This is a genomic window from Pseudomonas sp. B1(2018) (assembly GCF_003097365.1).
GTDB classification, from domain to species: domain Bacteria; phylum Pseudomonadota; class Gammaproteobacteria; order Pseudomonadales; family Pseudomonadaceae; genus Aquipseudomonas; species Aquipseudomonas laurylsulfatiphila.
In genome coordinates this window covers 1-20,514 of sequence record NZ_PYUK01000038.1, presented here as the reverse complement: position 1 = coordinate 20,514, position 20,514 = coordinate 1, and the positions used below count along the sequence as shown (strand labels likewise).

General features: G+C 61.9%; 19 protein-coding genes. 11 read left to right on the top strand and 8 right to left on the bottom strand.

Translation table 11 applies throughout. The features are described 5' to 3' along the window. Positions 1-143: 143 nt before the first annotated feature. From C9422_RS31810 to C9422_RS31795, 4 genes are all read right to left on the bottom strand, one after another. Complete coding sequence (locus tag C9422_RS31810; protein WP_116583414.1) at positions 144-905, bottom strand: DUF4239 domain-containing protein; 762 nt, start codon at positions 903-905, stop codon at positions 144-146. Positions 906-1,222: 317 nt separating this feature from the next. Beyond that, positions 1,223-1,636: a VOC family protein gene (locus C9422_RS31805; protein ID WP_116583413.1), complete on the bottom strand. Its 414-nt coding sequence runs from the start codon at positions 1,634-1,636 to the stop codon at positions 1,223-1,225. A gap of 89 nt (positions 1,637-1,725) precedes the next feature. Next, complete coding sequence (locus C9422_RS31800) at positions 1,726-2,385, bottom strand: TetR/AcrR family transcriptional regulator (RefSeq protein ID WP_116583412.1); 660 nt, start codon at positions 2,383-2,385, stop codon at positions 1,726-1,728. Continuing rightward, positions 2,372-3,223, bottom strand: a complete 852-nt coding sequence (locus tag C9422_RS31795) for a 3-hydroxybutyryl-CoA dehydrogenase (RefSeq protein WP_116583411.1) — start codon at positions 3,221-3,223, stop codon at positions 2,372-2,374. Before C9422_RS31795 ends, C9422_RS31800 begins: the two co-directional genes overlap by 14 nt. Before the next feature lie 162 nt (positions 3,224-3,385). On the opposite strand from C9422_RS31795, the gene C9422_RS31790 reads away from it, so the two are divergent. Continuing rightward, complete coding sequence (locus tag C9422_RS31790; RefSeq protein ID WP_007971194.1) at positions 3,386-4,450, top strand: AraC family transcriptional regulator; 1,065 nt, start codon at positions 3,386-3,388, stop codon at positions 4,448-4,450. A gap of 42 nt (positions 4,451-4,492) precedes the next feature. On the opposite strand, the gene C9422_RS31785 is transcribed toward C9422_RS31790, so the two are convergent. Then, positions 4,493-5,215, bottom strand: coding sequence for a pirin family protein (locus C9422_RS31785; protein WP_116583410.1), 723 nt, complete (start codon positions 5,213-5,215; stop codon positions 4,493-4,495). Between the two features lie 319 nt (positions 5,216-5,534). Here C9422_RS31785 and C9422_RS31780 point away from each other — a divergent pair, with 319 nt between their 5' ends. Both C9422_RS31780 and C9422_RS31775 read left to right on the top strand, forming a co-directional pair. Then, entirely contained in the window at positions 5,535-6,485 is a 951-nt protein-coding gene (locus C9422_RS31780; RefSeq protein WP_116583409.1) for a GlxA family transcriptional regulator, read from the top strand. A 161-nt stretch (positions 6,486-6,646) separates the two neighbouring features. Continuing rightward, the gene (locus tag C9422_RS31775) at positions 6,647-8,131 is read left to right on the top strand and encodes a winged helix-turn-helix domain-containing protein (RefSeq protein ID WP_116583408.1); all 1,485 of its coding nucleotides are present in this window, start codon (positions 6,647-6,649) and stop codon (positions 8,129-8,131) included. On the opposite strand, the gene C9422_RS31770 is transcribed toward C9422_RS31775, so the two are convergent. Beyond that, positions 8,096-10,900, bottom strand: coding sequence for a winged helix-turn-helix domain-containing protein (locus tag C9422_RS31770; RefSeq protein ID WP_116583407.1), 2,805 nt, complete (start codon positions 10,898-10,900; stop codon positions 8,096-8,098). The genes C9422_RS31775 and C9422_RS31770 overlap by 36 nt on opposite strands. A gap of 408 nt (positions 10,901-11,308) precedes the next feature. Here C9422_RS31770 and C9422_RS31765 point away from each other — a divergent pair, with 408 nt between their 5' ends. Continuing rightward, complete coding sequence (locus C9422_RS31765) at positions 11,309-11,884, top strand: flavodoxin family protein (RefSeq protein WP_116583406.1); 576 nt, start codon at positions 11,309-11,311, stop codon at positions 11,882-11,884. 36 nt (positions 11,885-11,920) lie between these two features. After that, positions 11,921-12,745 (top strand): alpha/beta fold hydrolase, encoded by an 825-nt coding sequence (locus tag C9422_RS31760; protein ID WP_116583405.1) that lies wholly within the window; start codon positions 11,921-11,923, stop codon positions 12,743-12,745. 36 nt (positions 12,746-12,781) lie between these two features. Here the strand turns inward: C9422_RS31760 and C9422_RS31755 are convergent, their stop codons facing one another. After that, a complete protein-coding gene (locus tag C9422_RS31755) occupies positions 12,782-13,225 on the bottom strand; it encodes a helix-turn-helix domain-containing protein (RefSeq protein ID WP_116583404.1) in 444 nt (147 codons plus the stop codon). A gap of 158 nt (positions 13,226-13,383) precedes the next feature. Here C9422_RS31755 and C9422_RS31750 point away from each other — a divergent pair, with 158 nt between their 5' ends. The 6 genes from C9422_RS31750 (at position 13,384) to C9422_RS31720 (ending at position 19,868) form a co-directional block, all read left to right on the top strand. Then, positions 13,384-14,301, top strand: coding sequence for a LysR family transcriptional regulator (locus C9422_RS31750; protein WP_116583403.1), 918 nt, complete (start codon positions 13,384-13,386; stop codon positions 14,299-14,301). Positions 14,302-15,224: 923 nt separating this feature from the next. Beyond that, on the top strand, positions 15,225-15,641 hold the full coding sequence (locus C9422_RS31740; protein WP_116583402.1) for a DoxX family protein: 417 nt from the start codon (positions 15,225-15,227) through the stop codon (positions 15,639-15,641). Further along, the gene (locus C9422_RS31735) at positions 15,634-16,242 is read left to right on the top strand and encodes an antibiotic biosynthesis monooxygenase (protein ID WP_007977196.1); all 609 of its coding nucleotides are present in this window, start codon (positions 15,634-15,636) and stop codon (positions 16,240-16,242) included. The genes C9422_RS31740 and C9422_RS31735 overlap by 8 nt, the downstream gene beginning before the upstream one ends. Then, positions 16,242-18,080, top strand: a complete 1,839-nt coding sequence (locus tag C9422_RS31730) for an amidohydrolase (RefSeq protein ID WP_116583401.1) — start codon at positions 16,242-16,244, stop codon at positions 18,078-18,080. The genes C9422_RS31735 and C9422_RS31730 overlap by 1 nt, the downstream gene beginning before the upstream one ends. Positions 18,081-18,149: 69 nt before the next feature. Further along, the gene (gene ycaC, locus C9422_RS31725) at positions 18,150-18,776 is read left to right on the top strand and encodes an isochorismate family cysteine hydrolase YcaC (RefSeq protein WP_007977200.1); all 627 of its coding nucleotides are present in this window, start codon (positions 18,150-18,152) and stop codon (positions 18,774-18,776) included. A 195-nt stretch (positions 18,777-18,971) separates the two neighbouring features. Beyond that, positions 18,972-19,868 carry a LysR family transcriptional regulator gene (locus C9422_RS31720; protein ID WP_116583400.1) on the top strand — a complete coding sequence of 299 codons (897 nt, stop codon included), beginning with the start codon at positions 18,972-18,974 and terminating at the stop codon, positions 19,866-19,868. Positions 19,869-20,026: 158 nt separating this feature from the next. On the opposite strand, the gene C9422_RS32755 is transcribed toward C9422_RS31720, so the two are convergent. Then, the coding region (locus tag C9422_RS32755; protein ID WP_256590065.1) for a hypothetical protein at positions 20,027-20,514 on the bottom strand (488 nt) is incomplete at its 5' end.

Below are 20,514 nucleotides of genomic sequence, written 5' to 3'. Positions count from 1 at the left end.
CCCGAACTCAGAAGTGAAACGATGCATCGCCGATGGTAGTGTGGGGTTTCCCCATGTGAGAGTAGGTCATCGTCAAGATTAAATTCCGAAACCCCAATTGCGAAAGCAGTTGGGGTTTTGTTTTTGCCAGCAGGAAATTCAAACTACTGCCCCAACCGCTCCAGTGTGTGCTCCAGCGGTTCCAGCGATACACAGATAAAACCATCAAGCGGTCGATTGAGTTCCTCCACCAGCAGGATGGTCGCCCCCGTCGACAGGGCACACATCAACAAGACGACGACGATGGTCCCGTTGCGCGGTGCAAACAGGCCGAACGAGCCGAAGATAATCCCCAGCCACGTCACCAGGATCACCAGCATCACCGGTGGAATCGATTGATTGGACTGCAGCAGGGTCAGCCAGCGGGCGGCATACACGGTGTCCATGTCTTGCAATGCCTTGGCTTTGAGTGAGCGCTGATCATCATTATCGGGAGACAGTGATTCGACCTGGCGTTGCAGGCCTTCGGAGCGACGGATCACTTCGGGGCTGTCGAGTTTTGCAATCTGACGGCGATCGCGGGTCGCGAGCACTTGGGTGACTTCGGCGTAGTTGTGCTTGAGTTCGGTGCGGATGCCCTGGGTATCGGGGCCATAGCGGGCCAGCAAGCGGTCGAATTGAATCACTTTCGCCGCCGCGCCCTCCAACTCGGCATTGGCCGTATCGAAGGTGCCTTTGGCAGTGGAAACGAGCAGTCCGAGGACCAGCGCCGACATCGTTGCGATGAGGCCTGTGCCCAGCTTCAGCACCGCCACGGAGTCATCGCTCAGATGATGGCTCGGTAACCGCTCCCTCACGTACGAACCCAGCAGTGCGCTGGCGGACAGGCAGGCGAAAACAATGAGGGCGATCACCAGGTCATTCAAATTCAACCTCCGTTGACGCTACCTTCCGGGGGGAGATATCTACCGGTACTTGATCACGCTGCTTTCGAGCTTGCGTCCCTCGATGGTCGTTACGTCGCGAGCCCACAGCGGACCGTTGGCATAGGCTCCAGGAGCAAGCATTTGAAACGGCTGGGCCAGGACAGGTCATGGGCTGGCATAGCGGGTTTGCTCCTCTGGTTCGCTGCTATCGATGTGGCAAGTTGACGGTAGCAGACAGGCCGGGAGTTGCCAGAAAGCCCAACCTTTTCAGATTGGGCTTTCTTGAGCCTTCATTTCTGTCGATCGACAAAGGCCGTTCACTGATCCTTTTCGCAATTGACCATCCACGACACACCAAAACGGTCGACGAGCATGCCGAAGCGCGCCGCCCAGAACGTGGTCTCCAGTGGCATCTGCACACTGCCACCGTCCGCCAGTGCATTGAACACCCGTTCGGCCTCGGCAATGCTGTCGACGTTGAGTGAAATCGAGCAGGCACTCATTTTATCGACGGGGCGATCCGGTGTGGTGTCCGACCCCATGAGCGCCTGATCGCCCACGATCAGGCGGGTATGGATGATCAGGTTGTGCAGGTCCTTGGGGAAATGCTCACCCGCAGGGGTTTCGCCAAAGGTCAACATGGCTTCGATCTGGCCTTGCAGGCATTTCGCGTAGAACGTGAAGGCGGCTTTGCAGTCGCCGTTGAAGATAAGGTAGGGATTGATTTTCATGGTCGGCTCCAGGTGCTCGAGTACATACATCGGTTTGGACGCCGGTTTTTTCGGCGAATTCCGATTGTGTCGAGCCGACAAGCAAAGCGCTAAATCTTTGTCGGAGCTTGTGTTTCTTTAGATGTTTTTTCCATAGGACGGGCGAGGCTTATCGCCTCCGGCACACGCCGCGGTGCCAGCACACGTTCGATGGCGCCGCTGACCATGCTTTCCAGCAGCTCCTCGCGTTCCTGCTCGTCCAGCACATGGGGCGTCAGCCAGCTGGGGGCGCTGTTGAGCAGCGCGCCAATGGCATGCCCGGCGGCCAGCAGGCCTTGCTCGCTGAAACGCGACTTCGCTCCCAGCATCTTCAGCAAGGTGCGTTCGTATTGCTCGCGCAGTTGCCGGACCCGAGCCTGTTGCTCTTCGTTCAGGCAACCGCTGTCGCGCTCCACCAGGCGGAAATGCCAAGGCATCTCCCGGTGCAGATTCAGATGGGCGCGGATCAGGCTGTTGAGTTTGTCGCGTTTGCCGGGCGTTTTTTGCTGGATGCGCCCCAGAGTGGCCAGCAGCTCCTCGTAGAACTCCTCGATCAGGTCCAGCAGCAGATGCTGTTTGCTGGGGTAATGGTGATACAGCGAGCCAGGGGACAGCCCCAGGCACGTCGCGAGCTCACGCATGCCGACCTGGCCGAACCCCTTGCAGGCAAACAGCTCCAGGACCTTGTCCCGGTACTCGGCAAAGCGCGAGCAACGCTCAGGCATAGGCATGGAAGCCGCGCCCCGTCTTGCGCCCCAGGTAACCGGCAGCGACCATTTCCTTGAGCAATGGCGCCGGGCGATATTTGCTGTCGTTGAATCCGTCATAGAAGGCTTCGAGGATCGACAACAGGGTATCCAGGCCAATCAGGTCCGCCAGGGCCAACGGACCGATAGGCTGGTTGCAACCCAGGCGCATGCCGGCGTCGATGTCTTCGGCGCTGGCCAGGCCTTCCTGGAACACCAGGATCGCCTCGTTGATCATCGGCACCAGGATCCGGTTGACCACGAAACCCGGACGGTTGCCGGCGGTGATCGCGGTTTTGCCGAGGGTGGTCGCCATGTCCAGCGCCAGTTGGTGGGTTGTGTCACTGGTTTGCAGGCCGCGGATGACTTCGATCAGTCCCATTACCGGCACCGGGTTGAAGAAATGCAGGCCGATGAAGCGCTCTGGCTGGCTGACACTGGCGGCCAGTTGGGTGATCGACAGCGACGAGGTATTGGAGGCAATGACGCATTCGCTGCTGACTTGCGCGGCGATCTGTTGCAGCACACGCAGTTTCAGGTCGAGATTCTCAGTGGCCGCTTCGATGACCAGTTGCGCGTCACGCAGGACACTGTAATCGGTGCTGGTGCGGATTTTGTCGAGGGTGGCCTGTTTCTGTTCCGGCGTCAGGGTTTGCTTGGCGATCTGCCGGTCCAGGTTTTTACCGACCGTCGCAACGGCTTTTTGCAACGCGCTTTCAGAGATGTCGAGCAGGGTCACGTTGAAACCGGCCATGGCACAGACTTGCGCGATGCCGTTGCCCATGGTGCCCGCGCCGATTACCCCGATGTTTTGCAGATTCATTTTCCGTCCTTCGATCAAACCCTGCGATACCTTGGCCGCGAATGCGGCCGAAGGCGTACTATTGCCGCGAGTCTAGAGCCGGCAGGGCGGTTGTCCTATGCCAAAACTGTTCAACGGCACTGATGTTTTTTGCCATTCGGGTGATGAGAGAGAAGCGAACCAATGCGGGAAAAGGACTCGGTTGCCGCCTATTTCGTGCAGGCAATGATCCATGGGCTGAGGGACGATCCGCAGCGCGTGACGGCCGTGCTCGAACAGGCGGGCATTGATCCGGCGGTCATGCAACAACCCACGGCGCGGGTGCCGGCCAACGCGTTTGCGGCGTTGTGGCTGATTCAGATCCGCGAACTCGACGACGAGTTTTTCGGGCTCGATTCCCATGGCATGCCGCCGGGCAGTTTCGCCCTGATTTGCCGCGCCCTGATTCAGGAACCCGATCTGCACAAGGCCATGCGTCAGTGCCTGGCCAACTTCGGGCTGTTCCTGCGCGACTTTCGTGGCGCGCTGGCCGTGCGGGGCAAACGTGCGGTCATCAGCCTGCAGACCCGTTCGAAGGACAACGATGCCAGCCGGTTTGGCGAAGAAACCTTCCTGGTGTTGATGATCAGTCTGCTGTGCTGGCTGGGCGGGCGGCGCATTCCCATTGACCGTGCGGACTTCCGCCATTCGCGCCTGTCGCTGAGTGACGACCGCCTGCTTTGGGGCCCCAACCTGACCTTCGGTGCCGAGCGCACTGAAATCGAATTTGCCAGCCATTACCTGCGTCTGCCTGTGGTTCAGGACCTGGCGTCGCTGAAAGTGTTCCTGCGCACCGCGCCGCAATGGCTGGTGATCCGCTTCCGTAACCAGCATGGCCTGGCATCGCAGGTTCATCAGCGCTTGCGCGGAAGTCACTACAGTGAATGGCCGACGTTGCAGGCCTTTGCCCTGGAACAGCACCTGAGCCCCAGCACCTTCCGCCGCAAGTTGGAGCGTGAAGGCTGTTCCTATCAGGAGATCAAGGACGAAGTACGCCGCGGCGTGGCCTTTGAGCAATTGCGTCAGAGCGACGCGAGCATCAGCGATATCGCCGAGCAACTGGGCTTCCAGGAGCCCAGCGCCTTCCATCGGGCGTTCAAGAAGTGGACCGGGGAGAGTCCTGGGCGCTATCGGGCCCGTTATCAGGGAGACTGTGGGAGCGAGCCTGCTCGCGAAAGCGATAGGTCATTCAACAGTGATGTCGTCTGACACTCCGCCTTCGCGAGCAGGCTCTCTCCTACAGGGGATGGGTCATGGCATTTCCGGCAGTTCCTGCGGGCGCAGGTCGAAGACCAATACTTCAGCGTCCACGCCGTTGCTCAAGATCAGCGCCTGTTCATCACGGACCCGCACACCGTCGCCTTCCTGCAACAACACGCCGTTGAGTTCAACGCTGCCCCGGGCCACGTGCACGTAGGCATAACGGTTGGCGGCCAGTTCCAGGGTGGCGCTTTCCTTGCCGTCGATCAGGCCGGCATACACCCGTGCATCCTGACGCACCTTCAGCGAACCCTTGGCGCCGTCCGGCGAGATGATCAGTTGCAGGCGCCCGCGTTTTTTCTGGGTGCTGAAGTGCTCCTGCTGATAGCGCGGTTTGGCGCCGCTGACGTCGGGCACGATCCAGATCTGCAGAAAGTGCACCGGCCGCGTGCCGGAGTGGTTGAACTCACTGTGGGCCACGCCGCTGCCAGCGCTCATCAGTTGCACATCGCCAGGGCGGATCACCGACCCGGTGCCCAGGGTATCCTTGTGTTCCAGGGCACCCTCAAGCACATAGGAGAAGATCTCCATGTCGCGATGCGGGTGCTGGCCGAAGCCTTTGCCGGCGGCCACGCGGTCGTCGTTGATCACCAACAGGTCGGAAAAACCCTGCTCTTTCGGGTTGCGGTAGTTGGCGAAGGAAAAGGTGTGGAACGACTTCAACCAGCCGTGATTGGCCAGGCCACGATCCGAGGCTTTGCGAAGAGTCAGCATGATGAATTCTCCTGTGGGGACGTGAATTCGTCCGAGTGAGGAGAAGGTTAATGTTTACTGGTTTGTGCAATAAGTAGATGAAAATGGAAATACTGTCTCTGGCAGGTTGACAATTGTTTGCGACATGAATCGCTCATTCTTGAGGCATAATTCGCCATAACCCACGGCAACCAAACCTGTGGGAGCGGGCTTGCCCGCGATAGCGGTGTGCCAGTTAACTTCAATGCCAACTGGAGCTCAGCCATCGCGGGCAAGCCCGCTCCCACAGGTTTCAATGTCGGTCAATGTTTCCGCCTTTGATCCCAGTGAATTCCAATCCATGAAAACCGTGGCAATGGTGCTTTTTCCCGACTTTCTCCTGCTCGATATGGCCGGGCCCATGGAAGTGTTTTCCATCGCCAACCGTTATCTGAAACCCGACGATCACTATGTGCTGTCGACCATCGGCACCGAACCCGGCGCATTGCGCGCGTCCAATGGCGTGAGCGTGCAGGCCGACCGGCACATTGATCAGGCCTGCGAAGGTTTTGACTTGCTGCTGGTACCCGGTGGTCCCGGTGCCTACAACGAAAGGCATCCGCCGTTGCTCGACTGGCTCAGGCACAACGTCAGCCGGTCCACCGCTTATGGCTCGATCTGCACCGGGGCGTTCGTGCTCGGGCATGCGGGCTTGCTCGACGGTTATCGCGTCACCACCCACTGGCACTACACCGAGCGGCTGATCAAGGGTTTTCCGAAGGCGACCGTCGAGACCGACCAGATCTTTGTCCAGGACCGCAACCTGATCACCTCCGGCGGCGTCACCGCCGGAATCGACCTGGCGTTGTCGGTGGTGGCGCAGGACCACGGCAAAAAAGTCGCCCAGGACGTGGCCAAGGTCTTGCTGGTGGTGATGAAGCGTCAGGGCGGGCAGGCACAGTTCAGCCCGTTGATGGCGGCGGTGGCACCTCAGGAAACGCCGATTACCCGCGTGCAGAACCACGTGCTCGAACACCTCGACGAGTCCTTCAGCATCGAGCGCATGGCGAGCCTGGCCAACATGAGCCCGCGGCATTTCGCCAGGGTGTTCGCCCGGGAGGTGGACATGACGCCGATGGAGTTTCTGCAAAGCGCGCGCATCGATCGTGCCAGGAACCTGCTGGAAACCAGCGAGTTGCCGCTCAAGACCGTGGCCTTCAAAAGCGGCTTCGGCAGCGTGCGGCACATGCGTTTTCTGTTCAGTGAAAAGCTTGGCCTGACCCCGACTCAATACCGCGAGCAGTTCAGCTAGCGCGCGTGTCCGTTGCGCGCACCGCAATGGCCGTGACGCTCCCCCCGTGGCGGTTGTACCGTCACAGAGGGCTGCCAAGATACGAGGTAACTCATTGCAAGGAAGGTGCGGAGCCTGGATGGACTCCCGTGCCAGATCAGGCTTCCCGCGAGTGACTGCCCATGAACAGCCTCAGAGATGTCAGCAACGAAGCGGTGCTGCAATTCGGACCCTACGCTTTCCACCTCAGTCAGCGCCTGGTGCTGGAGGGCGATCGACCTGTGCGCCTGGGCGGCCGCGCCCTTGACGTGTTGCAGGTGCTGGTCGAACACGCAGGTTCGGTGGTCAGCAAGGACGAGTTGATTGCGCAGGTCTGGCCACGCTCCGTGGTCGAAGAGATCAACCTGCGCGTGCACATCGCCGCCTTGCGTCGGGCCTTGGGCGACGGGCAGAACGGGCAGTGCTACATCGTCAACATTCCTCAGCGCGGCTACAGTTTTGTCGCCCCGGTGCAGCACTTGCCGGAGCCCGTAGCGTTCCTGAGCCAGACCGTACAAAAGCCCCTGCACAACTTGCCGGCACGGCTCACGTCGATCTCCGGGCGCGATGCCCTTGTCGGCAGCCTGGTGCGGCAGTTACCGGTGCGGCGATTCATGACCCTGCTCGGGCCTTGCGGGATCGGCAAGACCACCGTGGCCTTGCGCGTGGCCGAACAGTTGTTGCAGCACTATCGGCACGGCGTATGGCTGGTGGACCTGGCGGCGATCGATGACCCGGCGCAAGTGACCGATCACCTCACACGAACCCTTGGGCTGGAGGTCGGCACCACGCTGGAGGCGCTGGCGCAGCGACATGCCTTGTTGGTCCTGGACAACTGCGAGCATCTGCTCGAACGCTGCCGGACGTTGGTCGAGACTCTGCTGCAATCGATGCCGCGACTGTCGATCCTCGCCACCAGCCGCGAGCCGCTCAAGGCCGTGGGCGAAACCGTGTTGCGTCTGCCACCGCTGGCAGTGCCGCCGGCGTCAGCGCTGCGCAGCGTTGCCGAGGTCATGGGTTATTCGGCGGTGCAGTTGTTCGTCAGCCGTGCCCGGGCCCGTCAGCAAGGCTTCACCTTGCGCGAACAGGACCTCAAGGCCGTGCGCGAAATCTGTCGGCGCCTCGACGGCCTGCCGCTGGCGATTGAATTGGCGGCAGCGCAAATCGATGCGCTGGCGCTGGTGGGGTTGCAGGCGCAACTCGATAACTGTTTTCAGTTGCTGTCCCAAGGCCGCCGCACGGCCGTGCCCCGGCACCAGACGCTCAAGGCTGCACTGGACTGGAGCTACGAACGGTTGAATCCGCTGGAACAATCCGTGTTGCAGCGTTTGGCGGTATTCAAGATGGCCTTCACCCAGGATGCCGCGATAGGCGTGATCAGTGGCGACGCGTTACCGGTCGCCGAGCTGGCCGACGTGCTGGACAAACTCGCACTCAAATCACTGCTGTCCCTGGAGCAGGGCGGCGGGGTGATCCGTTACCGCTTTCTCAATACCACCCGCACCTACGCCCTGGAAAAGCTCGAACTCAGTGGTGAACTGCGCACCCTTGAAATGCGTTATGCCGGTTACGTCAGTCAAACGCCCCGGCTTTCAGGCCGGCAAGTGGCAATGCAACTCACCGAGTAAGTGGCGCACGGCCTTCAGGTCCGGCGTGGCAAAACCTTCGGTGAAGCGCTGGTAGACCGGCGCCAGCAATGCATGCGCCCGCTGGTGGCGGCCCTGACGCTGCCACAATTGCGCCAGCGAGGTGGCGCTGCGCAGCTCCCAGGCCAGGGCACCCTGGGTTTTTGCCACGTCGAGTGCCTTGAGCAACACGGTTTCAGCCATCGCGGCGTTGGCCGGACACTCCGTTGCCAGCAGCGTCTCGGCCCTGGCCCGCAGAATCTCTGCCGTGCTCCAGCCCGACGCGCCGCTTTGCGCACGTTCGAGCAAGTCGTCATCGACGCAGGTGGAGTCCAGCGTGACCATGATGTCCTTGATCAATCCGACACTTCGTTGCCGGGCAGGCGCGACATCCACGCCGCCGATCACCCGCGCGTAGTGTCGCGCCCAGGTATGGAACAGCAGGACCGAGTGTTTCTGCGCCTGTTGCAGCAGCAGGCGCAGGAGTTCGCGGGCGCTGCGGGTGTCACCGTTGTAGTAGGCGATGAGGCAGCCGGCGAGCGCGAGGGTGTAGCAGATCGACGTGCCGTGGTTGATCTGCAACGCAATGTCCAGCGCCTGCCGGGCTGCGCGCCAGGCCTGTTCCGGTTGGCCTCGCAGCCAGAGGATGCGCGCCTGGATGGTCAGCGCCGCGACACTCTGGTCGTATTGCACGCCGAAACCATGGGTGAAACGGTTGAGATGCCCACTGTGGGCCATGCGTTGCAGTACCTGTTCGGCATACTCCCCGGCCTGTTGCTGGTCGCCGGAAAAATGCAGGGCAAGCACCCGCAATCGATGGGTGCTCAGGGATAACAGGGCGTCGTCATGCAGCCCCAGTTGATCGAATTGCCGGCTCTGTTGCAGGGCCATCTGGTATTGGCCGCAACTGAGATTGACCGCCAGATGACCGGAAATCGCCCGCAGTTGACCGGCCACATCTTTGAGTCGGCTGGCCAGGGTTCTGGCGCTGACAAAGGCGCCAACGGTTTCGGCGCTCGCGCCTTGAACGTGGTAACAGGCACTGCCCAGGGCCAGCTTGAGGGTCATCTGCAAACGCGGGCACGGCTCGGCAGACTGCTCGAGCAGGGCCAGGGCCTTGCGCACATAACCGCCGTGTTCCTTGAGCAGTGACAGCTCCTGCCACAGGGGCGTGGACGTTGCGGTCAGGCGTATCGCCAGTGCCTGCGGTCCCTGCGCGTGCAGGCCCCAGTCGAGGGCCGCGCGGATGTCCTCCAGGGTCCGGCCATAGCGCTCGAGCCACAGGCCGGTCGAGGTGTTCTCCCATTCGTCCTGCGCCTGTTGCATCAGCGCCAGACAACGCTCGGCATGGCGCTCCCGCGTGCCGGGCAGGTCGGGGCTTTGCGCGAGTTTTTCCAGCGCATGGCTGCGGGTGGTATCGAGCAGACGGTAGTAGACATCCTCATCGCCCACCTCCACGTTCAGCAGGCATTTGGCGACCAGTTGGGTGATCGAGCCGAACACTTCGCGAGGTTCGATGTGTTCGCCGACAATCACCGCCGCTGCGGACTCCAGGGTGAAGCCGCCGCGAAACACACTCAGTCGGCGCAGGCAGGTCTTTTCGCAGGCGTTGAGCAGCTCGAAGCTCCAGTCCAGTGTCGCGCGCAGGGTCTGATGGCGTGCCGGGGGCGTCTGGCAGGGCTGGGTCAACACCCGGAAACTGCTTTGCAACTGCGCCAGCAAACCGGCTAATCCGAAGTTGCCCACTTGCGCCGCCGCCAGTTCGATGGCCAATGGAATGCCGTCCAGTCGGTGGCAGATGTCGATCAACAGCGGCAGTTCATCGTCCGTCAGTTCAAAGCTGTCATGGCTGGCCATGGCCCGCTCGACAAACAGTTGCAGGGCGGAAAAGGTCATGGCCTGGGCACGGTCGAGGACGGCGATGGGCGGCGGGCAGTCGAGTGATGCCAGGCGCTGGACGAATTCGCCTTCGGCCCTCAGGCTCTCGCGGCTGGTGGCGAGAATGTGCACGTGCGGCGCACTGCGCAGAATGTTTTCGCAGAGCAGGGCGATGGCGTCGACCAGGTGTTCGCAGTTGTCGATGACCAACAGCATTTGCCTGTCGCGTAGACAGTCCGCCAGCCCGTTCAGGGGTTCGTCGTCGTGCAGGGCCAATTCAAGCAACGTCGCCAGATGACCGTTGATCATCAGCGGGCAGTTGATCGGGGCCAGGTCCAGCAGGCGAATGCCGTCCCGGTAGAGGCCGATCATTTGTTCGGCGACCCGCAAGGCCACGGTGGTCTTGCCGATGCCGCCGGGACCGACGAGGGTGATGAAGCGCTGGCGCGGCAGTTGATCCACCAGATTGTCGACCAGCGTCCGCCGGCCGATCATGCGTGTGCGGCGCACCGGCAGGTTATGCCGGCTCGGCGCACAAGACACGGGCGCCGGTGGTTGTTCGACCGGCTCCCGTGAGTGCGGTGCGACGAAGCTGTACCCACGCTGTGCCACGGTGACGATGTAGCGCTGGCCGGCCTGGCCGTCGCCGAGCGCCTTGCGCAACGCGGCCATGTGCACCCGCAGATTGATGTCTTCGACCACGCTGTCGGGCCAGACCCGGGCGATCAATTGCTGCTTGCTGACCACATTTCCGGCGTACTCCAGCAGGATCAACAGGATGTCCATGGCGCGCCGGCCCAGGCGCAAGGGCTGGTCGGCCTCCATCACCAGGCGTTGTCCGGGGTAGACCCGGTAGGGGCCGAAATGCACAACCTGTTCGGGGGAATGAGTCAACGAGTCGCTCCTGCTGCAGCCGTCTAATACGCGGTTTACGAGCATATTCCTCAGGTTTTTTACGCAGCGCAACATGCCGCCCGGGTGACTGAAGGGGCAGGCATTGACTCTAGCGTATCGGTTAGTAGCCGAGGGCCCCATGATCATTGGGCGCGACAGATGGACAGGTTCTGCCGCGGCTTTTTGCGCGCCATGGAAAATTAACAACGTTTAACTCGTCGCGCGTCTGGTCTGCGCACAAAACTCTCCTTCTTCAACTTCCACTGAAGGCAGGGATGAAATGTCAGTCAGCCGCGAGCAGCTCGGTATGGGAGCGAGCCTGCTCGCGAAGGCGGTGTCACCTTCAGCCTGTGCGGTGACTGACACAGCGCTTTCGCGAGCAGGCTCGCTCCCACAAAGGACAGAGCAATGAGCAACGTGGTGGTGGTCTATCACAGTGGCTACGGGCACACCCGGGTCATGGCCGAAGCCGTGGCCGCGGGCGTGGAGCGGCATCCGGGCAGCACCTGCCAGTTGATCCCGGTCGAGGAAGTGGACGAGCACTGGGCGCGCCTGCACAGCGCCGACGCCATCATCTTCGGCGCGCCGACCTACATGGGCAGCGCCTCGGCAGCCTTCAAGGGCTTCATGGAGGCCACGGCCGCGTTCTACCTGGCCCAGCCCTGGCGCGACAAGCTCGCGGCGGGCTTCACCAATTCCGGCTGCCTGTGCGGCGACAAACTCAACACCTTGCTGCAGATGGCGGTGTTCGCCGCGCAGCACTCGATGATCTGGGTCGGCCTCGACCTGCTGCCGGCGCGTTCCGGCAACGGCGCGTTCAACGGCCAGCTCAATCGCCTGGGCAGCTCACTGGGCGCCATGGCCCAGTCGAATGTCGAGCAATCCCCCGACGATGCGCCGCCCCCCGAGGACCGCTGCACCGCCGCGCACCTGGGCGAGCGGGTGGCGCGCCTGGCCGATCGCCTGAACCGACTTCCGGTTTGATTCACCCCCCCAACCCTCGTTAAGGAGGCATCACCCATGAGCACCTTCACTACCCGCGACGGCGTCGAGATTTACTACAAGGACTGGGGCACCGGTCAGCCGGTTGTCTTCAGCCACGGCTGGCCGCTGAACGCCGACAGTTGGGAGTCGCAGATGATTTTCCTGGCCTCCAACGGCTATCGGGTCATCGCCCACGACCGTCGCGGTCATGGGCGTTCCAGTCAGCCATGGTCGGGCAATGACATGGACCATTACGCCGACGATCTGGCGCAGTTGATCGAGCTGCTCGACCTGCAGGACGCGGTGCTGTTCGGCTTCTCCACCGGCGGCGGCGAAGTGGCGCGCTACATCGGTCGCCACGGCACCGGCCGCGTGGCCAAGGCCGGGCTGATTTCCGCGGTGCCGCCCCTGATGCTCAAGACCGAAGCCAACCCCGGTGGCTTGCCACTAGAAGTGTTCGACGGCATCCGCCAGGCCTCGCTGGCCGACCGCTCGCAGCTCTACATCGACCTCGCCAGCGGGCCGTTTTTCGGCTTCAACAAGCCCGGCGCGAAACCGTCCCAGGGCATGATCGACTGGTTCTGGATGCAAGGCATGCTGGCCGGCCACAAGAATGCTTATGACTGCATCAAGGCGTTCTCGGAAACCGACTTCACCGAAGACTTGAAGAAGTTCGACGTGCCGACGCTGGTGGTGCATGGCGACGCGGATCAGGTCGTGCCTTACGAGGCGGCGGGTGTCTCCTCGGCCAGGCTGGTGAAAGGCTCGACCCTGAAGATCTACCCGGGCGCCCCTCACGGGCTGACGGACACCCACAAGGATCAGCTCAATGCTGACCTGTTGGCGTTCTTGAAAGGTTAGAAAGCCAGATCAAAAGATCGCAGCCTTCGGCAGCTCCTACACGGTAGCGTGCATGCCCGAAGGCTGCGATCTTTTGCTTTTAACGCCATGCACCATCTGACAGCGCCACGCAAACGGATTGATGCCTTCGCTGCGGGTGAAGAGGTGGCAGAAGTGCGCCTGATCGCAGAAGCCGCATTCGAGGCTGATCTGCGTAAGGCTCATGTCGGTGTACTGGATCAATTGCTTGGCCAGGGTGATGCGTTGCCGGCGAATCCAGTCCTGCGGCGAGAGTCCGGTGCTGCACTTGAAGGCACGGGAGAAATGACTGCGCGAGAGGGCGCAGGCCTGTGCCAGTTCAGTGACTTCCAGGCTGTCGCCGAGGCGCTCGAGGATCAGTTGTTTAACCAGCCGTTCGCGCTGCGGGCTGAGGCCGCCGGTGCTTTTCTTTGGCACAGGCGTGAATGGCGCCGGCGCGGCATTTTGCTGAACGTGAGCCATGGTGAGTGTCCGTGTCGGTAGGCTTCATTCTTGGACCCGAAGGCTCTGGCTTGCGAGTTAATCGTTGTTAATTCCTCGTTAAGCGCGGGACGGCCTGGGTAAAGTCAGACACACTTCTCAACCTCGCGCCTGGCCGAACACACAAGGGAACCGTGCCTATGAACCGTAATGATCTGCGTCGCGTCGACATGAACCTGCTGGTGATTTTCGAGGCGCTGATGTTCGAAAAGAACCTGACCCGCGTCGCGGAAAAACTGTTCATGGGCCAACCGGCGGTGAGTGCCGCGCTGGGGCGACTGCGTGATCTGTTCGACGACCCGTTGCTGCTGCGCAACGGTCGCGGCATGGAGCCGACGGCGCGGGCACTGGCGATTCTCAAGGAGCTGCAGCCGGCGATGGACACCATTTCCGGTGCGGTCAGCCGGGCCAGGGAATTCGATCCGGCAACCAGTTGCGATGTGTTCCGCATCGGATTGTCGGACGATGCCGAGTTCGGATTGTTTCCGCCGTTGCTGCGTCAATTGCAAGAGGAGGCACCGGGCATCGTCGTGGTTGTGCGGCGGGCCAATTACCTGTTGATGCCGGCGTTGCTGGCGTCGGGAGAGATCTCGGTGGGCGTCAGTTACACCACGGACCTGCCGGCCAATGCCAAGCGCAAGAAGCTGCGCGATATTCCCTGCAAAGTACTGCGCGGTGATACCCGGCCGGGGCCGCTGACCCTGGATGAATACTGCGAACGGCCCCATGCAATGGTGTCGTTTTCCGGTGACTTGAGCGGCAATATCGATCTGGATCTGGCGAAGGTCGGGCGCAGTCGTCGTGTGGTGCTGGGGGTGCCGCAGTTCAGTGGGTTGCGGGCGTTGCTGGCGGGGACCGAGATGATCGCCACCGTGCCGGATTATGCGGCGTGTGCGTTGGTCGAGGGGTGTGGGTTGCGCGCCGAGGATCCGCCGTTCGAGATTGAGGCGGCGCAGTTGTCGATGGCCTGGAGCGGGGTGCATGACAATGATCCGGCGGAGCGGTGGTTGCGGGCGCGGATTGGGCAGTTCATGTCTTTGGCTTTGGATGTTTCTTAGGTGTTGACCTTGGCGGCCTCTGGGCCGACCAGGTTCTTGGTTGATTGAGTACATATCCGTTGCTGCGGTAACGGCGGCTTATGGTTCCGCTCTTACAGCGGGTCACTTTGGCAAACGCCCCAAAGTAACCAAAGGTCTCGCCCCTTACGTACGGCCCCTCGCTTAGGCTCGGGGTTCCTTCGCTCCGGCATTCATCCGGGGGCATTGCCCTCCGGTCGGCTTCGCTTCGACCTACATGCAATGAGTTCGACTGCGTCGAACGGCGCTGCGCGCCCATCCCCGGATGAACACCTCCACTCAGCCTGCCGAGGGGGCGGGTGGATCAAGATCAAAAGCTGCAGGCGAGCTAACGCTCGGCCTGTTGAGTGGTGAAGAGCGGGGGTGTACGTCGATCTGCCTTTGCTCTGCTCTTCTGTGGGAGCGAGCCTGCTCGCGAAGGCGGCCTACCGGCCGACCTGAATCCGGCGGATGTACCTCGACCCTGTGGGAGCGGGCTTGCCCGCGAAGGCGGCCTACCGGCCGACCTGAATCTGGCGGATGTACCTCGACCCTGTGGGAGCGGGCTTGCTCGTGAAGGCGGCCTACCGGCCGACCTGAATCTGGCGGATGTACCTCGACCCTGTGGGAGCGGGCTTGCCCGCGATGGCGGCCTGCGAGCCAACCAATCTCTCGCAGATACATGCAAATCAACCTGTGGGAGCGGGCTTGCTCGCGAATGCGTCATGACAGTTAGCATTGATGTTGACTGACCCACCGCTTTCGCGAGCAAGCCCGCTCCCACAGGATTTTGTGTGATTTGCAGAGCGCCGGCGCGCTCGCAAAACAGAGCACGTACATTCAATTTTTCCTCCCCCCGTCCCGGCACTATCGAATCCTGTTCCGGCGTATCGACGCCGGTGGTTTTTCATTGGTGCAGGTGGGCCATGGACACTTCGCGACGTGATGATCGGGCGCAAGACTGGGGGCTGCTTTTCCTGCGGGTCAGCGGCGGGTTGTTTCTTTTGTGGGTGCACGGTTTGCCCAAGCTGCTTTACTACAGTGCCGAGTTGCAGAACATCGAAGACCCTTTCCACCTGGGCGCAAACCTGACGCTGATGCTGGCGATCTTCGCCGAGGTGGTGTGCCCGCTGCTGATCGTCGGCGGGTTGCTGGTGCGTCTGGCGTGTTTGCCTGTTCTGTTTTTGCTGTGGGTGTCGATGTTGCTCGTGCATCCGCAGTGGACCCTCTTCGAAGGCCAGTTCGGCTGGCTGTTGCTGATCGTGTTCACCAGCATTCTCATCGCCGGGCCGGGACGGCTGGCGCTCAATGTCCGTTTCGCCGGAGCCTTGCGTTATGTCTGATCTCAATCGCCGTGAGCCGGCCAGTCCCGGGCCTGATGAGGTGGTGACCCTGATCGTCAAGCACCGGGTCAAGGCCGGTTTCGAAGTGCCTTATGAAGCCTGGCTGCGCAACATCGTCAAGGTGGCCGCGCAGAATGTCGGGCACCTGGGCGTGGATGTGGTGCGCGGCAAGAACGCCGGCCTCGACACCTATACCTGTGTGCTGCGCTTTTGCTCGACCGAGGCGATGCAGAACTGGCTCGATTCGCCGCAGCGCCAGGCGTTGGTCGACGAAGCCGCGCCGATGCTGGCCGATGGCGACCAGACCGAAGTCAATCCGGTCAACGAGTTCTGGTTCTCGCCCCAGGCCGAAGCCGGTACGCCACCGCCGCGCTGGAAGCAGGCCGTGGTGACGTTGCTGGTGATCCTGCCGCACACCTTGCTGGTGCCGCTGCTGTGGGGGCCGTTGTTGCGGCTCAACGCCTTGCTCTCCAACTACGTGGTGGCGACGTTCCTGATCACCCTGACCATCGTGCTCTCGGTGGTTTACATCTTCATGCCCATGGCGACGCGTCTGTTCGCGCCCTGGCTGTCTCCCGCCACATTGCACGAGGAACCCTGATGAACGCCGATCTGATTCTGTTCAATGGTCAATTTCATACCGTTGACCGCGAAAAGCCGCTCGCCAGCGCGGTGGCGATCAGCGACGGTCGCTTTGTCGCGGTGGGCAGTGATGCCGAGGCCATGGCCCTGCGTGGCTCGAGCACCCAAGTGATCGACCTCAAGGGCCGCTGTGTGATTCCCGGGCTCAACGACTCGCACTTGCACCTGATCCGTGGTGGCTTGAACTACAACCTTGAACTGCGCTGGGAAGGGGTGCCGTCCCTGGCCGATGCCTTGCGCATGCTCAAGGACCAGGCCGACCGCACGCCGACGCCGCAGTGGGTGCGGGTGGTCGGTGGCTGGAACGAATTCCAGTTCGCCGAGAAGCGCATGCCGACCCTGGCCGAGCTCAACCAGGCGGCACCGGACACCCCGGTGTTCGTACTGCACCTGTACGACCGCGCCTTGCTCAACCGCGCTGCCTTGCGTGTCGCCGGTTACACCCGCGACACGCCGAACCCGCCGGGTGGCGAGATCGTGCGCGACGCCAATGGCGAGCCGACCGGCATGCTGGTGGCGCGGCCCAACGCGATGATTCTGTACTCGACCCTGGCCAAGGGGCCGAAGCTGCCGTTGGAGTATCAGGTCAACTCGACCCGCCAGTTCATGCGTGAACTCAACCGCTTGGGCCTGACCAGCGCCATCGATGCCGGCGGTGGTTTCCAGAATTATCCGGACGATTACCAGGTGATCGAGCAGTTGGCGAAGGATGAGCAACTGACCGTGCGCATCGCCTACAACCTGTTCACCCAGAAACCCAAGGAAGAGCTGACCGATTTCAAGAACTGGACCGGTAGCGTCAAGCTGCACCAGGGTGACGATTACCTGCGCCACAACGGCGCCGGGGAAATGCTGGTGTTCTCGGCGGCGGACTTCGAAGACTTCCTCGAGCCGCGCCCGGACCTGCCGCCAACTATGGAAGCCGAACTGGAACCAGTGGTGCGTCACCTCGTCGAGCAACGCTGGCCGTTCCGTTTGCACGCCACCTACAACGAATCCATCAGTCGCATGCTCGACGTGTTCGAGAAGGTCAACCGCGACATTCCGTTCAACGGCTTGCCGTGGTTTTTCGATCACGCCGAAACCATCACCCCGCAGAACATCGAGCGGGTGAGGGCGCTGGGCGGCGGCATCGCGATTCAGGATCGCATGGCGTTCCAGGGCGAGTATTTCGTCGAGCGGTACGGCGCGAAAGCGGCCGAAGCCACGCCACCGATCAAGCGCATGCTGGCCGAGGGTGTACCGGTCGGTGCCGGTACCGACGCCACGCGGGTATCGAGCTACAACCCGTGGACTTCGCTGTACTGGATGGTCAGTGGCCGCACCGTCGGCGGCCTGGAACTGCACGCCGAAGGTCTGTCGCGCCTCACGGCGCTGGAACTGTTCACCCACGGCAGCGCCTGGTTCTCGTCCGAGCAAGGCAAGAAAGGCCAGATCAAGGTCGGGCAATTGGCCGACGTCGCCGCCCTCAGTGCGGACTTCTTCAGCGTCGATGAAGAGGCGATCAAGTGGATCGAGTCGGTGCTGACGGTGGTCGGCGGCAAGGTGGTGTACGGCGCCGGTGACTTCGAGAAGCTCGGGCCGGCCAGCGTGCCGGTACTGCCGGACTGGTCGCCGGTGGTGAAAGTGCCGGGCCACTGGCGCCCGACCTCGCCGATGCAGGCCCAGGTTCACCACTGCAGCGGGCCCTGTGCGGTGCATTCCCACAGCCATGAGCGGGCGCGCCTGTCGAACGCGCCGGTCAGTGATTTCGCCGGTTTCTGGGGCGCCTTTGGCTGCTCGTGTTTTGCCTTCTGACGCATTCAAAAAAGCGCCGACCCAACAGGGCGGCGCGGTATGCAACAACCATCCATCAAGGAGCTTCCAATGAGCAACGTTCCGTACAAACGCCTGAACAAAGACGATGCCGTGGTCTTGCTGGTCGACCACCAGACCGGTCTGATCTCGCTGGTACAGGATTTCTCGCCCAACGAGTTCAAGAACAACGTGCTGGCGCTGGGCGACATCGCCAAGTTCTTCAAACTGCCGACCATCCTCACCACCAGTTTCGACAGCGGTCCGAACGGCCCGATCGTGCCGGAGCTCAAGGCGCAGTTCCCGGACGCGCCGTTCATTGCCCGCCCGGGCCAGATCAACGCCTGGGACAACGAAGATTTCGTCAAGGCGATCAAGGCCACCGGTCGCAAGCAACTGATCATCGCCGGTGTGGTGACCGACGTGTGCGTGGCATTCCCGACCCTGTCGGCCATTGCCGAAGGCTTTGAGGTGTTTGTAGTGACCGACGCTTCCGGCACCTTCAACACCACCGTGCAACAAGCGGCCTGGGCACGCATGTCGGCCGCCGGTGCGCACCTGCTGAACTGGTTCTCCGTGGCCTGCGAGCTGCAAGGCGACTGGCGCAACGACATGGAAGGCCTGGCCAACCTGCTGTCCGAGCGCCTGCCGAACTATCGCAACCTGATCAACAGCTACATGAAATTCACGGCCAAGTAATGGTTGTGGCTGCTGGCTCTGGCCAGCAGCCTTGTAGGAGCTGCCGAAGGCTGCGATCTTTCTGGCCTTTTCGAAGCGCTGGATCAAAAGATCGCAGCCTTCGGCAGCTCCTACAGGCGAGGGGTGAATTCAACACTGTGAACATAGAAGGGAAAAGCGGCTATAAGGTGTTTGGCTGTCAACCAGGAAGTGACAATGAACCCCTTCGAAGATATGCGTATTTTTTGCCAGGTGATGGACTCTGGAAGCTTCACGGCTGCCGCCGATCAACTGGGGCTGTCCAAGCAGTTTGTCAGCCGTCGCTTGATGCAACTCGAAGAGCGCCTGGGCGTGCGCCTGCTCAATCGCTCGACCCGGCGACTGGATGTCACGCCGCTGGGGCAAAGCTATTACGAGTCAGCCTTGCGCTTGCTCAGCGAAGTCGAACAAGTGGAGCAGGGCATCGCCGGCCAGACCACCGAGCCACGCGGGACCCTTCGTGTGAGCGCTCCGCTGTCGTTCGCACTGGCGCATCTGGGCTGCCTGTTGCCGGCGTTTTTGCAGCGCTATCGCGATGTGACGGTGGAGATGGATTTGAGCGATCGGCCTGTGGATTTGCTGGGTGAGGGATACGACCTGGCGTTGCGCATCGGCACGCTCGAGGACTCGACCTTGATTGCCCGGCGGATCGCCTCGATCCAGCGGGTGTATTGCGCCAGCCCTGCGTACCTGGCCCAGCGCGGCACACCGCTAAAACCTGAGGATTTGCACGGTCATGACTGTCTGCCGTACGGCCATGGTCGACAGGTGCAATGGCGTTTTGCGGGGCAGGGCAAGCCGCTGACGGTCAATGTCACAGGGCGGATGCGGGTCAACAACGGCGAGGTGCTCAGGGAGGCGGCTATCGCCGGCCTGGGGATCACGTATTTGCCAGCGTTCATCGTCGGCTCGGCGCTGAAGGATGGACGGCTGGTGGAGGTACTGGAGGATTTGCGCCCCGAGCCGCTGACGTTATCGGCGGTGTATCCGCAGCATCGTCAGAGTTCGCGGCCGGTGCAGGTGCTGGTTGAGTTTTTGCGCGAGGCGCTGGATCAGTCTGAGGGTGGGTTGTAATAAAATGGTCGACACAATCAAATGTGGGAGCGGGCTTGCTCGCGAAGGCGGTGTGACAGTCAAAGAAGTTGTTGACTGACCCACCGCCTTCGCGAGCAAGTCGGATCGCCGCACCGCCGCTCCCACAGGGTTTTGTGTTGTATTGGAATCAGCGGGAATCAGGTCCTTTTGTCATCGCCGGGTTGGGCATGGACACCACGGTCATCGCCGGGCTCGCCATTGGCATGGACACCACGGTCATCGCCGGGCTCGCCATTGGCATGGACACCACGGTCATCGCCGGGCTCGCCATTGGCATGAACGCCACGGTCATCGCCGGGCTCGCCATTGGCATGAACGCCACGGTCATCGCCGGGCTCGCCATTGGCATGGACGCCACGGTCATCGCCGGGTTCGCCATTGGCGTGGACGCCATGGTCATCCCCCGCTTCATCATGGGTGCCGTTGCGTCCTGAGGACGAGGCCGTTCCGGAGTGGCTCGAACCGCTGTTGGCACTGCCATGGCCGCTGTTGCTGCCATGGTCGCCGCTATGGCCGCTGCCGCTGTTGCCGCCGTTGCCACCACTGCCGCTTCCGCCGTGACTACCGCCACCGCCGCCACCATTACCGCCACCGCCGCCGCCATTGCCGCCGCCACCTCCATTGC

Bases quoted from the DNA above. Each gene is read 5' to 3' on its own strand.
- C9422_RS31805 (WP_116583413.1), bottom strand. From the start codon at position 1,636: ATGAAAATCAATCCCTACCTTATCTTCAACGGCGACTGCAAAGCCGCC.
- C9422_RS31800 (WP_116583412.1), bottom strand. From the start codon at position 2,385: ATGCCTATGCCTGAGCGTTGCTCGCGCTTTGCCGAGTACCGGGACAAG.
- C9422_RS31795 (WP_116583411.1), bottom strand. From the start codon at position 3,223: ATGAATCTGCAAAACATCGGGGTAATCGGCGCGGGCACCATGGGCAAC.
- C9422_RS31790 (WP_007971194.1), top strand. From the start codon at position 3,386: ATGCGGGAAAAGGACTCGGTTGCCGCCTATTTCGTGCAGGCAATGATC.
- C9422_RS31785 (WP_116583410.1), bottom strand. From the start codon at position 5,215: ATGCTGACTCTTCGCAAAGCCTCGGATCGTGGCCTGGCCAATCACGGC.
- C9422_RS31780 (WP_116583409.1), top strand. From the start codon at position 5,535: ATGAAAACCGTGGCAATGGTGCTTTTTCCCGACTTTCTCCTGCTCGAT.
- C9422_RS31775 (WP_116583408.1), top strand. From the start codon at position 6,647: ATGAACAGCCTCAGAGATGTCAGCAACGAAGCGGTGCTGCAATTCGGA.
- C9422_RS31765 (WP_116583406.1), top strand. From the start codon at position 11,309: ATGAGCAACGTGGTGGTGGTCTATCACAGTGGCTACGGGCACACCCGG.
- C9422_RS31760 (WP_116583405.1), top strand. From the start codon at position 11,921: ATGAGCACCTTCACTACCCGCGACGGCGTCGAGATTTACTACAAGGAC.
- C9422_RS31755 (WP_116583404.1), bottom strand. From the start codon at position 13,225: ATGGCTCACGTTCAGCAAAATGCCGCGCCGGCGCCATTCACGCCTGTG.
- C9422_RS31750 (WP_116583403.1), top strand. From the start codon at position 13,384: ATGAACCGTAATGATCTGCGTCGCGTCGACATGAACCTGCTGGTGATT.
- C9422_RS31740 (WP_116583402.1), top strand. From the start codon at position 15,225: ATGGACACTTCGCGACGTGATGATCGGGCGCAAGACTGGGGGCTGCTT.
- C9422_RS31735 (WP_007977196.1), top strand. From the start codon at position 15,634: ATGTCTGATCTCAATCGCCGTGAGCCGGCCAGTCCCGGGCCTGATGAG.
- C9422_RS31730 (WP_116583401.1), top strand. From the start codon at position 16,242: ATGAACGCCGATCTGATTCTGTTCAATGGTCAATTTCATACCGTTGAC.
- ycaC (WP_007977200.1), top strand. From the start codon at position 18,150: ATGAGCAACGTTCCGTACAAACGCCTGAACAAAGACGATGCCGTGGTC.
- C9422_RS31720 (WP_116583400.1), top strand. From the start codon at position 18,972: ATGAACCCCTTCGAAGATATGCGTATTTTTTGCCAGGTGATGGACTCT.